This is a genomic window from Symbiopectobacterium sp. (assembly GCF_051710365.1).
In the GTDB taxonomy this organism is placed as follows: domain Bacteria; phylum Pseudomonadota; class Gammaproteobacteria; order Enterobacterales; family Enterobacteriaceae; genus Symbiopectobacterium.
In genome coordinates, this window is the sequence record NZ_JBPETA010000083.1 from 1 (window position 1) to 13,239 (window position 13,239).

The 13,239-nt window shown below is 53.4% G+C and carries 9 protein-coding genes and 2 pseudogenes; 6 read left to right on the top strand and 5 right to left on the bottom strand.

The window, feature by feature from the left end; translation table 11 throughout:
* From ACTBDZ_RS09440 to mqo, 3 genes and pseudogenes are all read left to right on the top strand, one after another.
* Positions 1 to 69: pseudogene (locus ACTBDZ_RS09440) on the top strand (surface-adhesin E family protein); the annotation flags it as partial.
* A 348-nt stretch (positions 70 to 417) separates the two neighbouring features.
* Entirely contained in the window at positions 418 to 1,203 is a 786-nt protein-coding gene (gene mlaA, locus ACTBDZ_RS09445) for a phospholipid-binding lipoprotein MlaA (protein WP_438815124.1), read from the top strand.
* Between the two features lie 325 nt (positions 1,204 to 1,528).
* Complete coding sequence (mqo, locus tag ACTBDZ_RS09450; RefSeq protein WP_438815125.1) at positions 1,529 to 3,115, top strand: malate dehydrogenase (quinone); 1,587 nt, start codon at positions 1,529 to 1,531, stop codon at positions 3,113 to 3,115.
* 191 nt (positions 3,116 to 3,306) lie between these two features.
* Here the strand turns inward: mqo and fadL are convergent.
* Positions 3,307 to 4,578, bottom strand: a pseudogene (gene fadL / locus ACTBDZ_RS09455) (long-chain fatty acid transporter FadL).
* A 393-nt stretch (positions 4,579 to 4,971) separates the two neighbouring features.
* Between fadL and ACTBDZ_RS09460 the strand changes: the two are divergent.
* The 3 genes from ACTBDZ_RS09460 to fadJ all read left to right on the top strand — a co-directional run bounded on the left by ACTBDZ_RS09460 (position 4,972) and on the right by fadJ (position 8,995).
* The gene (locus tag ACTBDZ_RS09460) at positions 4,972 to 5,268 is read left to right on the top strand and encodes a YfcZ/YiiS family protein (RefSeq protein WP_438815126.1); all 297 of its coding nucleotides are present in this window, start codon (positions 4,972 to 4,974) and stop codon (positions 5,266 to 5,268) included.
* Between the two features lie 230 nt (positions 5,269 to 5,498).
* On the top strand, positions 5,499 to 6,812 hold the full coding sequence (gene fadI, locus ACTBDZ_RS09465) for an acetyl-CoA C-acyltransferase FadI (RefSeq protein WP_438815127.1): 1,314 nt from the start codon (positions 5,499 to 5,501) through the stop codon (positions 6,810 to 6,812).
* Positions 6,809 to 8,995 carry a fatty acid oxidation complex subunit alpha FadJ gene (fadJ, locus tag ACTBDZ_RS09470; RefSeq protein WP_438815128.1) on the top strand — a complete coding sequence of 729 codons (2,187 nt, stop codon included), beginning with the start codon at positions 6,809 to 6,811 and terminating at the stop codon, positions 8,993 to 8,995. The genes fadI and fadJ overlap by 4 nt, the downstream gene beginning before the upstream one ends.
* On the opposite strand, the gene ACTBDZ_RS09475 is transcribed toward fadJ, so the two are convergent.
* The 4 genes from ACTBDZ_RS09475 to ACTBDZ_RS09490 all read right to left on the bottom strand — a co-directional run bounded on the left by ACTBDZ_RS09475 (position 8,895) and on the right by ACTBDZ_RS09490 (position 13,127).
* Positions 8,895 to 9,986: a Csu type fimbrial protein gene (locus ACTBDZ_RS09475; protein ID WP_438815129.1), complete on the bottom strand. Its 1,092-nt coding sequence runs from the start codon at positions 9,984 to 9,986 to the stop codon at positions 8,895 to 8,897. The two genes, fadJ and ACTBDZ_RS09475, sit on opposite strands and share 101 nt — an antisense overlap.
* Before the next feature lie 3 nt (positions 9,987 to 9,989).
* Positions 9,990 to 12,308 carry a fimbria/pilus outer membrane usher protein gene (locus ACTBDZ_RS09480; protein ID WP_438815130.1) on the bottom strand — a complete coding sequence of 773 codons (2,319 nt, stop codon included), beginning with the start codon at positions 12,306 to 12,308 and terminating at the stop codon, positions 9,990 to 9,992.
* 74 nt (positions 12,309 to 12,382) lie between these two features.
* Positions 12,383 to 12,982 carry a fimbrial biogenesis chaperone gene (locus ACTBDZ_RS09485; RefSeq protein ID WP_438815131.1) on the bottom strand — a complete coding sequence of 200 codons (600 nt, stop codon included), beginning with the start codon at positions 12,980 to 12,982 and terminating at the stop codon, positions 12,383 to 12,385.
* Between the two features lie 7 nt (positions 12,983 to 12,989).
* Positions 12,990 to 13,127 (bottom strand): hypothetical protein, encoded by a 138-nt coding sequence (locus tag ACTBDZ_RS09490; protein ID WP_438815132.1) that lies wholly within the window; start codon positions 13,125 to 13,127, stop codon positions 12,990 to 12,992.
* Positions 13,128 to 13,239 lie beyond the last annotated feature (112 nt).

The window sequence follows — 13,239 nt, forward strand, 5'->3', positions numbered from 1 at the left end:
ATGGCGATGGTCAAAGCGCTTAACCGGATCACGCTATTAGGAATGCCGAACAGTATTCGCATCACGTAACAATCGACCCGATGGGGCACAGTCGTTACAAGTTCTGATTTATTCAACAAAGCCATTAATATCCCGTCAATCGGTGGCAAAAAAGTGTGAAGAATGTCCGTGTGCAGGGCATTGGATCTGAGTCTCTGCGTCATAAAAACCCGTTTTTTGGCTTGCTAATTCAGTAACACACGCATTAATAAGCACTATTACGTTAGCTTTCCTCGATGAAGCGCAATAAAATGTTACACTACCAACGCCTATTTCTTGTCCGAATGCGCTCTTCGCCATCAACGCGTTGAGACGGATCGGGGATATGCTATAGGGTTGTAATGTGGGCGAAACGCAATTTTATCAGGGAGAATCACTATGAATAACCGTTTGAGTGGGGTGGTGCTGGCCAGTGTCATGCTGGTTGGGTGCGCCAGCTCTTCGGATAAAACAACCCAAGGGCGTTCCGACCCACTTGAGGGATTCAACCGCACCATGTTCAACTTTAACTACAATGTGCTGGACCCGTATGTCGTCCGGCCGGTAGCCGTTGCCTGGCGTGACTATGTGCCGAAACCCGCGCGTAATGGGTTGAGTAACTTCCTCAGTAACCTGGAAGAACCCGCCTCGATGGCAAACTATTTTGTGTCGGGCGATACTTATAAGGCCATGATCCACTTTAACCGCTTCTTCCTGAACACTCTGTTGGGGATGGGGGGATTATTCGATCTTGCCTCGGTGGCGAATCCGAAGCTGGCAAAAGAAGAACCGCGCAGATTCGGTACTACCTTGGGAAGCTACGGCGTGGGCTATGGTCCGTATGTGGTATTGCCGGGTTATGGCAGCGCGACGCTGCGTGAAGACGGCGGTGACATGGTTGATACGCTCTATCCGGTCCTGAGTTACCTGACGTTCTCTCCTTCCGCTGGTAAATGGTTCGTGGAAGGGGTAGAGACGCGAGCACAACTGCTGGATTCGGATGGTCTGCTGAGAAACTCGTCCGATTCTTATCTGATGGTGCGCGAGGCCTATTTCCAACGGCATGATTTCCTGGCGCGCGGTGGCCGTCTGGCTCCACAAGAGAACCCGAACGCCGCTGCCATCGAAGATTCTCTTCAGGAGATCGATGCGCCTGAACCGGTTCCCGCTGCACCTGCCAAATAGCCCTTTCTCTGGCATCACACGTAAAAAGGCACCCGGTGGTGCCTTTTGCTTTATGTCCATTCATCCGAAATAAAACACTGCAATAACCCTAGCCAGTACGGTGTTCCCACTGCTTGTTAATCAATAATAGTTGTATTGTTATTTTTTATTTAATTACAAAAATTTATTTTCACTGTCTTTGTAACAATAATGTTGTGCGGATGTGCGCTGTAACACGCATTTTACACGAAGCCTGGCTGCCGTGTGGTAATGACGCACGTTCGGGATGGTTGGAGTAGCGATTCACCTGCAACAACAAAATTAGAATAAACAGAGGGATAGAAGTATGAAAAAACTACGGGCTTTGGTCTTGTGCCTGAATCTGGCGGGAACCGCCGCGTTGCCCGCATGGGCGGAAAGTACAGCGGATACTGCAAAAACCACCGATGTGGTACTGATCGGTGGTGGTGTCATGAGTGCCACCCTTGGGACTTATCTTCAGGAACTGCAACCCGACTGGTCAATCACGATGGTTGAGCGTCTGGATAAGGTTGCCGAAGAAAGCTCCAACGGTTGGAATAACGCGGGCACAGGCCACTCGGCTTTTATGGAACTGAACTACACGCCTGAAAAAGCCGACGGCGCTATAGATATCAGTAAAGCGGTTGAGATCAGCGAAGCGTTCGAGATTTCGCGTCAGTTCTGGTCTTACCAGGTCAAGAATGGTGTGCTGCACGACCCGAATCTGTTTATCAACAGCGTGCCGCACATCAGCTTTGTCTGGGGCGATGAGAATACTGCCTTCCTGAACCAGCGTTATAAAGCGTTGCAGCACAGTACGTTGTTCCGTGGTATGGAGTTCAGTGACGATCACGCCACGATCCAATCCTGGGCACCGTTGGTGATGGAAGGGCGCGATCCGGAGCAGAAAGTGGCTGCGACGCGCATGCCGATTGGCACCGATGTCAATTACGGTGAAATCACACGCCAGCTGGTTTCCGGTTTGCAGACCAAAACCAACTTCTCACTGCGCTTGAATGCAGAAGTTCGCGAGATAAAGCGTAATGCGGACCACACCTGGAGCATTATCTATGCGGATTTGAAGGACGGTGAGAAAGAGCATGCTATCAATGCCAAGTTCGTCTTTATTGGCGCAGGCGGGGCGGCGTTGCCGTTATTGCAAAAATCCGGTATCCCTGAAGCGGATCTTTATGGTGGCTTCCCGGTGGGCGGGGAGTTTCTGGTCACCGACAATCCCGACATCGTAAAACGCCATATGGCAAAAGTGTATGGCAAAGCCTCCGTGGGCGCACCGCCGATGTCCGTGCCGCATCTGGATATGCGTATCTTTAACGGTAAACTTGCGCTGCTGTTTGGTCCTTTTGCCACGTTCTCCAGCAATTTCCTGAAAAATGGTTCACTGTGGGATCTACCGGGCTCTGTCACGCTGTCAAACCTGATGCCGATGACGCATGTCGGGCTGGATAATTTCGATCTGGTTAAATATCTGATCGGACAGGTGATGATGGATGATGACGATCGTTTCGCGGCGCTGAAAGAGTATTTCCCCGACGCCAAAAAGGAAGACTGGCGCTTGGCGGTTGCCGGACAACGGGTTCAGGTTATCAAGAAGGATGCGGATAAAGGCGGGGTACTGAAGTTGGGCATCGAGATCGTCAGCTCGCAGGATGGCACTATCGCTGCGCTGCTGGGCGCTTCTCCGGGGACGTCAACCGCAGCACCGATCATGCTGAGTCTGCTGGAGAAAGTGTTTAAGCAGCAAGTGGCAACGCCAGAATGTCAGGGCAAACTGAAGGCGATCGTGCCTTCTTACGGCAAAAAACTGGATGGCGATATCGATCTTACCAACCAGATCCGCCGTTACACCAGCGACACGCTGCACCTGAACTACATTGAAGTGAAGCCGGAGTAATACAGTACTACTTTACCCGCTGTCATCCTCGGCGAAAGCCGGGGATCTCTGTGAGAATAAACGCGTTTCTTCGGTAAGAGATTCCCGCCTTCGCGGGAATGACAGTCGTGGGTGGGAATGACGGTGGGAGTGACTTCGTCATCAGTCTGAAGGCCGCATTAGCGGCCTTTTGTATAGATCGCTATTGGCGATTAGAAGGTGTAATTCAGGTTAACGCCGTAGAGCCAGGCGCGGCCTTTGGAACTAAAATTATAATCGGTAAAACTCAGCGGTGCGTGTTCGGTGATATTAACGCTCTTACCGTGCATGTAGGATACGCCGACATCCACGGACATATCTTTGTTAAACGCATAGGTTGTCCCCGCGCTTAACCAGAAACGATCCTGATCGGGAATGCAAATGGAGCGTTTATCGGCAGGAACCGGGCTGTTATCAAAGGCGATACCAGTACGGAAGGTCCAGTTATCGTCATGATAATAGGTGGTGCCGATAGCCAGACGGTAGGCATCGCGGAAACCTTCTTGTTTCTCAAACAGCGTGTTGCCGTTATTGTTGGTCGCTCTTAGCTCTTTAAAGGTGCTCCAACTGGTCAGCGCCATGCTGTAGTGCACCGCACATTGCGGAGCAACGCGGTGGTAAGCGGAAATTTCCCACATTTCAGGCAGGTTTAATGTCAATTTACCTGGAATGGTTGCACCGTTAAGCCCACCCGTTACAAACGTGGGAAGTTGGTTACTGTAATCGCCTTTGAAGTCGATATCGACCTTGGAGCGATAGGTAAAGCCAAAGCGGTTATTTTTATCCACTTCATAAAGGATACCCGCGTTCCAACCATAGCCTCACTCTTTGCCTTCCAAACGCGCAAGCTCGGTGGATGGGCGAGTCGTTGGGACACTTGCGGATGCTTCGCCAAGATGACGCACGATGGTTGCATCGGCATACACGGCATTGACACCCAGACCAAAGCTGAAGTGCTGATTCAGGCGGTAGGCTGCACTCAGGTTTAGGTTAGACGTCAGCAAGTCAGTCTTGCCACCAATGGAACAGGCAGTAAAGTTATTATCAAACTCCGTCGCCAGCCCATAGTTGGTGGTAGCTGATGCACCGATCGCCCACTGGTCATTTAACGGCATGATAAAGTGCATGTTTGGCACCCAGGCGTGCGGTGCAATGTCTTTGGCACTGGCATCAGCGCCTGACGCGCTCTTGCCCATAATATCAATATCCGGATTAATATACGTCACGCCACCAGAAACCGTGGTGCGATCGAATATTGTCATGGTGGCGGGGTTGCGGCTGCCGGATGTCGCATTATCGGCCACGGCACCTTCGCCAGAAAATGCACGCCCCAACCCGGATGAAGAGTATTCATTGAGTTGGAAGCCTGCGGCGGAAACTTGTGCTGAAACCAGTACCACTGTTATCGCTACTGCGGAGTGTTTAAACAGGTTTTTCTGGCTCATGACCAAAACCTCATCGTGTACTTGTTATTTGACTTTGTTACATACCGTAACAAGGGACGCGCATTGTAGGGGGCGCAGGTGGACTGACAAATCAGACCAGTTGGCGAAAGTATAAGTGGGGAGTATGAAAATGTTTCAAGTTTGTGTTCTAAATATTTCCATATTGATGTAAAAACCAGATCCAGTTAACACATTCGTTAAGAAAAGCGCGGTCTGCGGTGGGTTAATTTACCTAATAATAACAAAACGATGTGAGTTTGATCACTAAATGCCCTTACATGCAGTAAGTTCTAGTGCTTGATGGGTCTGCTGAGTAAAATAGCGGGAAAAGTGATATTTTTGAACCGTATCAAATCTGCCCGGGCAGATCGTTACCCGTAGAGGAAAAGCATCATGACAAACGCAATAAATAAATGTTCTGCTGAAGAAACCGCCGCTTGCTGCTGCGTGGATGTCGGTACTGTAATGGACAACACCGACTGCACGGCATCTTACAGCAAAGTATTTGCTGACCGTGCTGCCGCACAGGCCACGCTGACGGCGCTGACGGAAAAAGTCCGTGCAGTAGAATCTGAACCGTGCCAGATCGACAGTCGTTTTGCTGACGTCAACGGTGGCGTACAGCTGGATATCGATTTCACGTTCAGCTGCCAGGCTGAAACGCTGATTTTCCAACTGGGATTGCGTTAAGCCTCCTGGTGATAACGTGCGGTGCAGCGCGCCGCACGTTGTGCTCGTTCCCTTTTCTTGCACCCACACGCCGTCTTGCCATCCCCTTCCAGATTTCATCTCCTCTTGCAGAGAGCGTGCACTCGCATTTTGTAGTGAACGGGTTTGCTTAATGTAATGCTCTGGTTAACACGCTATTCAGGTCTGACCTGTTAGAACATATACTTAATTCTCTGTTTACAGGAGTGTTTATGAGCGAGGTGTTACCCCTGATAACCCGGAGCGGCGAACGGGTCGCGATCGTCAGTGGATTGCGCACGCCTTTCGCTCGTCAAGCGACCGCGTATCGCGGCCTTCCCGCCATGGATTTAGGCAAAATGGTGGTGAGCGAACTGCTGATACGGTATGGCATCGATCCCAAGTGGGTCGATCTGCTGGTGTTTGGTCAGGTAGTACAAATGCCGGCTGCACCCAATATTGCGCGCGAAATTGTGCTGGGCACTGGAATGTGTGTGCATACCGACGCCTATACCGTTTCCCGCTCCTGCGCAACCAGCTTTCAGTCCGTAGTCAACGTGGCCGAAAGCATTATGGCGGGCACTGCGCAGGTGGGAATTGCGGGCGGAGCAGACACGTTCTCACTGCCGCCGATCGATGTAACCAAAAATCTGGCGATGACGCTGCTGGATCTCAGTAAAGCTCGCACGTTGGGGCAACGGCTCAAATTGCTGTCACGCTTGCGTCCGCGCGATCTGTTGCCGGTCTCGCCCCCGGTGGCCGAGTACTCCACCGGGCTGCGTATGGGAGATACTGCTGAACAGATGGCAAAAACCTACGGCATTTCCCGCGCCGACCAGGATGCTTTTGCTCATCGTTCGCACCGCTTGGCGGCGAAAACCTGGCAACAAGGCGTGCTGCACCAAGAGGTGATGACCGCTTACGTGCCTCCGTACCGTCAAACGCTCAAAGAGGATAACAACGTGCGTCATGACTCGACGCTGGAGCATTACGCCCGTTTGTCGCCCGCGTTTGATCGTCTGCACGGTTCTGTCACCGCGGCCAATAGCTCTCCGCTCACTGACGGTGCCGCTGCTGTACTCTTAATGAGTGAAGGAAAGGCGCGCAGCCTCGGGTTAACCCCGCTGGGCTATCTGAAAAGCTATGCGTTTACTGCCATTGGTGTTCAGCAAGATATGCTGTTGGGACCGGCGTATGCCACGCCGCTGGCGTTGGATCGCGCGGGTCTTAGCCTCGGCGATCTTACGCTGATTGATATGCACGAAGCGTTTGCGGCGCAGACGCTGGCAAACGTCAAGCTGTTCGCCAGCGCTGATTTTGCAAGGGATAAACTGGGGCGCACCTCGGCATTGGGAGACGTGGACATGGATAAATTCAACGTGCTGGGCGGTTCGATTGCTTACGGTCATCCGTTTGCGGCCACGGGTGCCAGAATGATTACGCAGACCCTGCATGAGTTGCAGCGGCGCGGGGGCGGGTTTGGGCTGGTTACTGCCTGCGTAGCGGGGGGACTGGGGGCGGCAATGGTTCTGGAGGTCACACCATGAAACACGCGCACAGTATCGACAATACATCGGATGAGATGACGGCATCAGATAACATGACGGCAAGCCCCTCGGCATTCTCGCTCTCTATACGGCCCGATAATATTGCCGTGATTGCCATGGACGTGCCGGGCGAGAAGATGAATACCTTGAAAAGCGTCTTTGCGGAACAAGTTCAAACGGTGCTTCGTCAGGCGCAACAACATGCGTCACTGCGTGGCGTCATTTTGATATCGGGTAAGCCCGACTCGTTTATTGTGGGCGCGGATATCACTATGCTTGATGCCTGCACGCGGGCAGAAGAAGCGGAAGCGCTGGCGCGGCAAGGGCAGGAGACATTTGCCGCTTTTGGTGACTTGCCTTTTCCTCTGGTTGCGGCGATCCACGGCCCTTGTCTTGGCGGCGGGTTTGAGCTGGCGTTGGCCTGCGATTATCGTGTCTGCTCTCTGGATGACAAAACGGTACTGGGATTACCGGAAGTGCAGTTGGGCCTACTGCCGGGATCGGGTGGGACTCAGCGTTTGCCCTGGTTGATTGGCGTCGATCGCGCGCTGGATTTGATCTTGACGGGGCGCTCGGTAAAAGCGCGACAGGCACTGAAATTGGGGATGATCGATGATGCCGTTCCCAACAGTATTTTGCTGGAAACGGCGGCTGCGTTGCTGAAAAAAGGGAAGCGGCAGCAGCCGGTACTGCCCTGGCGCACACGTCTGGTGAACAGCTGGCCAGTGCGCCACGTGTTATTTAAAGTGGTGAAGCAGAGGACGCGCGCCAAAACTCAGGGCAACTATCCTGCGGCCGATCGTATCATTCAGGTGGTACGGCGGGGTATGGATAAAGGACTGGCCGAAGGGTACAAACAGGAAGCGCGCGCGTTTGGCAAACTGGTGATGACGCCAGCTTCAGCGGCGTTGCGTAGCCTGTTTTTTGCCACCAATGCGTTGAAAAAGCAGGCGGGAGCGTCTGCTGAACTGCGTGAAATACACCGTGTCGGTGTGCTCGGTGGTGGATTGATGGGCGGCGGTATCGCCTGCGTCACTGCCCAGCGCGCGCAGCTTCCGGTGCGCATCAAGGATATCAACGAAGAAGGTATCAACCACGCGCTGCGTTACAGTTGGGAATTGCTGAGTAAACGCGTGCAGCGCAAACGTATGAAACCAGCGGAACGCCAGCGCCTGATGACGTTGGTCTCGGGCAGCACCGATTATCACGGTTTTGAATATGCCGATATCGTTGTCGAGGCGGTGTTTGAGGATCTGGCGCTCAAGCAGAGCATGGTGGCAGATATTGAACAGTACGCACGCCCGGAAACCCTGTTCGCATCCAACACCTCTTCCTTGCCCATACATCAGATCGCCGAACGGGCGCAGCGCCCTGAGCTGGTCATCGGTCTGCACTATTTCAGCCCGGTAGACAAAATGCCGTTGGTGGAAGTGATTCCCCATTCAGGGACCAGCCCTGAAACCATCGCCACCACGGTAGCCTTTGCGCGCCAGCAGGGGAAAACCGCCATTGTGGTGGCCGATAAAGCCGGATTTTATGTTAACCGTATTCTGGCTCCCTATATCAATGAGGCTGCTTATTGCCTGTTGGAAGGCGAGCCAGTGGAAACCGTGGATGCCGCGCTGGTGCGTTTTGGTTTCCCTGTTGGCCCGTTAACCCTGCTCGATGAAGTGGGCATTGATGTGGCGACCAAGATAGTGCCAATACTGGTGGCGGCTTGGGGCGAGCGGTTTCAGGCACCAGCCACTTTCGAGGCCATTTTGCAGGATGGGCGCAAAGGGCGTAAGAACGGCAAGGGCTTTTACCGTTATGGCGTCCAGCGCCGTTTCTGGCGCGCGCCGCGTGAGGTGGACAGCGCTATTTACCCCTTGTTGGGCGTAACGCCAAAAGCCCATCTTGATCCTGCGTTGATGGCGCAACGCTGTGTAATGATGATGCTAAACGAGGCGGCGCGCTGTCTGGATGAAGGCGTGATCCAATGCGCACGTGACGGTGATATCGGTGCTGTATTTGGCATCGACTTTCCACCGTTCCTGGGAGGGCCGTTCCACTACATGGATCATTTGGGTATTGATGCAGTAGTCAAAACGTTGGAAACGTTCGAACATCAGTATGGCCCCCGTTTTGCCCCATGTCAGCGCCTGTTGACCATGCGGGAAAATGCGGCGCGTTTTCATCCTTAATCTTTCCCCCTTCCGGCATCAGCCGGAAGGGCATCAATTGATGGTCACCGCCACGCTCACCGTATCTTTGTAGCTTCCGGCCGGTTTGTTGGCCTGGCTTGCGTTGATGCGTGCAGTAAAGGGGAATGGTTTGCGTCGCCCCAGTGCCGGTGCCCGCGTGGCTGTTGCTCTCGGTCCAGGCGCTGTTGTCGGCGCGATAAAGTTGATATTGCAGATAGTAATTGGTACCGGAAACACTGGCGGTCATCCGACGCCAATTGGCATCGTCAGGGTGCGTGCTGGTTAACGTTACGCTGTAAGCACCATCTTTAGTACAACGCACGCCTAAGCTGCTGTTGATAGCCGTGAAGGCGGAGGGAAAGGCTGCGCTGCCAAACTCGATATTGTTGGTATTGCTAATCTGGCAATCGTTGGTGACAGTCAGCGTTAGCGTGATGTTGGAAGTCGGTGTGCCGAAATAGTACAGGCAAAGATCGAATGCACCAATATCGCAAACGCGATAGTCCCAGTTAATGGCGATGACATCGGTATAAGTGCCGGCAGAAAGCACGGCACCAGTGCTTGTTTTTATCCACAGCGGCAAGGTGTTGTTTGGGCCGGTAAACAGCCCTAATAACCCCAAGAGTGTCTGATTATTCCAGGTGTATGAGCCATTAACGGCGAGTATGTTGTTACAGCTTTGATCGACGCAAAGCGTATAGGGCAGAACGTCACTTTTCGTAGTGTGTTTTAACTGACGCAGGCCAGCGGAGGCGTTATTCCCGGCGCCGAACGTCTCAATGACGCGGTTGGTGCCTGCCAGTGACAGCGTGGGCGCGTCGCAGTTAAAACCAGTACTGGCTTGAGAGGTCTGCGATGCACCGTTAAGTGTGATCGAGCTGACGCTGCCAAGCGAAGATGAAGTGCTGGGCACACGACACTGCGCCCATATCACTGGCGCATAACTGAAACCGAGCAGCACAAGTGAGAAGAACGGGAAAAGTATACGCATTTTTTATCCTTGGTTATCGGATTGGCATGTCAGCGGGCCAATCCGTGCTGGCATGGATTGCTGCTCTGGCAGTGAAAATTGCACGTGACAACGACGGCCATCTTCCTGAGTAAACGACAGGCGGTTGTGAATACCTAAATGGGCGAAGTAGACCAAACCGTCATAGCCACTGATGGTGGTGTTGCCGCTGGTTTCATCGGTAATCCAGGTGCCAACGCGCAGCGCTTCACCGCTGCTGTTTCGTAGCGCGATATTGGCTGAACGCACCTTTTTAATGGCAAACGAGGCCAACGTGCCGTTGCCTTCCTTCACGGCTAACCGGGTTTCAACGCCCGAGATGTCTACGTCAGGTGGTAAAGCGAGCGGATCGATTTCCACCTTCGCCGGGTAGTGGGAGGTTACCCACGGAATCAGCAACCGTCCTTGCTGGTTGGTATAGCCAACTAACTGATTTTCGTAGCGCACTGGCACGTCGGCATAGCCTTGCGTATCGACCACAATAAAGGCGTCATTGATGCGGTTGCTGGGGAATAGGCTACCATCCAGATAGATTACCGAGCCGCTCATTTCTCCCCAGTGCGTTTGGCTCCCCTCGTTGCCATAGATGCCCCCCTGTATCTGGTTATACGGATCGCGCCAACTGAGCGTCCCTTGATGATAAGGATCGTTGCCTGCACTGTAGGCCAGGTTCCAGCCAAAACCGCCATCGAGGGGAAGGGTGCGCGTCACACCCAACGTCGTGAGGTTCTCTCCCTGGTTGTTACGTTGCATGCTGGTATTGAATGTATCGCTGTTGCCAAAGGGAATAATCACCTGAATCTGTGCGCTGTAACAGCGATCGCCCAGCGTTTTATTGGCCGCCAGATAGAGCGTACTGTTGCCCCAGAGCTGCCGCGTATAGGAAAGATTCACTAACTCAGTGCGCGGATCGTTAAATGGGGTAATGGCGAAATAGCCAATCCCGACGGTGCCGTTTGCCGGGCCAAATAACATGCTGCTCAGGGTGGTTTGCAGGCTCTCTTTGCTCATGTTCCCCGGTGTAGCGTAAGTGCTGAGATCCTGATAGCGCAACGTGCGGCGCTGATGCTGAACGTTAAACCCCACGGTATTGCCATAGTAGGAGTAGCCGAAGACGTATTGTTGTCCGCGTCCGTCCCGTTCACTGTGACTGTAGGCAGTGCTGAGCGTACCCCAACGCCCCACGGCCATGTCTGCACCTGCGCCGAGCAGGGAGAGGTCACGCACCGTTTCACCATGGCCGGCGAGCGTCAGGTTCTGCGTGACACTATAGCGATAGAAGCCGCTGAATGCGGGATCTGATGCATAGCGATCCTGCCCCAGCCCGTAGGTTTGGCGCAGCACGCCAACGGAGAGGTCGAAATCGCTAAGCCCCTGACGCAGTAGAGTGTTGGATACATAAAACGGCACGCTGGTAGCAATCTGTCGCCCTTGTGCATCGGTGGTAATGATTGTCGCCTCACCCGCACCGTTGAGATAGGGCGTATTGGTCAGGGTGAACGGGCCGGAGTTGAGCGCCATACTGCTGGTTTTAAAGCCGTTGATAAACAGATCCAGCGTGCTGGGTACCGCAGCAGAGCCTGCACATTGCAACATGGGATAGGTGACGATATCCGGTCGCAGATTGAAATTACGTCCCATGCGCAGACCCGCCATACGTGCTGATTGGCTCCAGGTCAGCGAGTTGCTGATGAGATCGCCAAGCTGGTAGCTGACCATCTGCTCACTGTCGCTGTAGCGCCAATAGGTATCGTAGCGACGATAGCGGCTGCCATCGTCGGTGTAGAGGCTTTTTATCACCCACAGCCCCGAGTTGGACAAGGTGCCGTAGTCGCTGAAAAGGCGCTGTTCCATCAGTGCGTTCATCGTGTCGCCCTGCTGTGGCGGTGAAGTATAAAACAGGTTGTAATTAAACAGCAGGCCGGTGCTGCTACGTGCAGACAGGCGCGGTGTACCGCTGCCATCACCTGCGTTGAGCTGCTGCTGTGGCAGCCACTCTGTAGGTATTGTCAGTTGGAGCTGCTGCACCTGGCTGTCATAGAACACCGTCACATCGGGCAGCGCGTTGATCTCTACCTGTCCTGTGGCGCTGGCGGGCAGTTTTATGTGCCTGCGGGCGAGTTCGCTGGCGTCCGCGGCGTAGCGATCGCCATTGACGCTAACGGGAACGACCAGATTATCGCTGTATCCGTTTACCGCCAGCGTCAGATAATAAAGGACTTGTTGCTGAGCGGGGGGAGCGGTAGGCGGTGGCGGTAAGTCGCCGAACTTCTCGGCGGCAAACACGGTCGATGCGCACAGCATAACGCCCCCCGCAAACAGGAATACGCTTGGGCAAACACGCCGTGCTAAATGCTTCAACCTTCCTGACATCAGGCTTAGCAGCGAGTAATAACGACAGGGTCAGGGGCATCCGTTAAATGGGTATACAGAATGGCATTTGCGCCGGGGGTCGCCGCTGATGCCGGAAGCGGCCAGCGCATTTCCTGGCCCGGCAGAACATACCCTAAAAATCCCTCACTGATGATGGTACGAGGCCCTTTTCCTTGCGGTGAGGTGGACCAAAACACATTATTCAGGCGGGCATGCGTTTGGCCCTCATTACGCACATAGAGGTAGGGCTTTCCGTCGACCGGTGCAATGCGCCAGTGCAGTTGCAAGGGAGCCGCCACAGTATTAGGCTTATCTTGGCCTGAGCCCCGTAGAAACAATGGCAACAGATAACGCATCTGGAATTGAACGCCAGAGGGAGCGTTATTGGTTTGCGGCAGATAAGGTGTGGCTATCTCATCAATCACGATACGGAAAGCACGTTCCTGCGTTGTTGATGACGAGGCAACACGCATTAACCTGATCATGCTACGCTGACCCGGTTCCAGTTTAATGAAGGGCGGTGTGGGTATCACTTCGGTTTGATCGGCGTAGCGATCTTCATACTGCATCTGACGCCAGGCCATAATGCGAATTTGCAAACCCACGGTGTTATTACCCCCTGTTTTCCAGCCATAGCGCTGAACTGCTGTTATGTGCCTCGATGATTTGGTAAATCGGCCACACCAGCAAAGAACTGGCGGCAAATGTGCCTGAACAGAAAAACAGTACGGCAATAGATAAAACCGTCATTCCGCACCTGATTTTTCTTTTTTCGGGACTTGACGGTATTCTGAAGTTCTGAATTTATTACTGCTTTTTGCAGACCAATCAGCATGAGTACTCCCCACGTTACCATCCGTAA

Excerpts from the sequence above, each read along its gene's own strand:
- mlaA (WP_438815124.1), top strand. The coding sequence starts at position 418 with ATGAATAACCGTTTGAGTGGGGTGGTGCTGGCCAGTGTCATGCTGGTT.
- mqo (WP_438815125.1), top strand. The coding sequence starts at position 1,529 with ATGAAAAAACTACGGGCTTTGGTCTTGTGCCTGAATCTGGCGGGAACC.
- ACTBDZ_RS09460 (WP_438815126.1), top strand. The coding sequence starts at position 4,972 with ATGACAAACGCAATAAATAAATGTTCTGCTGAAGAAACCGCCGCTTGC.
- fadI (WP_438815127.1), top strand. The coding sequence starts at position 5,499 with ATGAGCGAGGTGTTACCCCTGATAACCCGGAGCGGCGAACGGGTCGCG.
- fadJ (WP_438815128.1), top strand. The coding sequence starts at position 6,809 with ATGAAACACGCGCACAGTATCGACAATACATCGGATGAGATGACGGCA.
- ACTBDZ_RS09475 (WP_438815129.1), bottom strand. The coding sequence starts at position 9,986 with ATGCGTATACTTTTCCCGTTCTTCTCACTTGTGCTGCTCGGTTTCAGT.
- ACTBDZ_RS09480 (WP_438815130.1), bottom strand. The coding sequence starts at position 12,308 with ATGCTGTGCGCATCGACCGTGTTTGCCGCCGAGAAGTTCGGCGACTTA.
- ACTBDZ_RS09490 (WP_438815132.1), bottom strand. The coding sequence starts at position 13,127 with ATGACGGTTTTATCTATTGCCGTACTGTTTTTCTGTTCAGGCACATTT.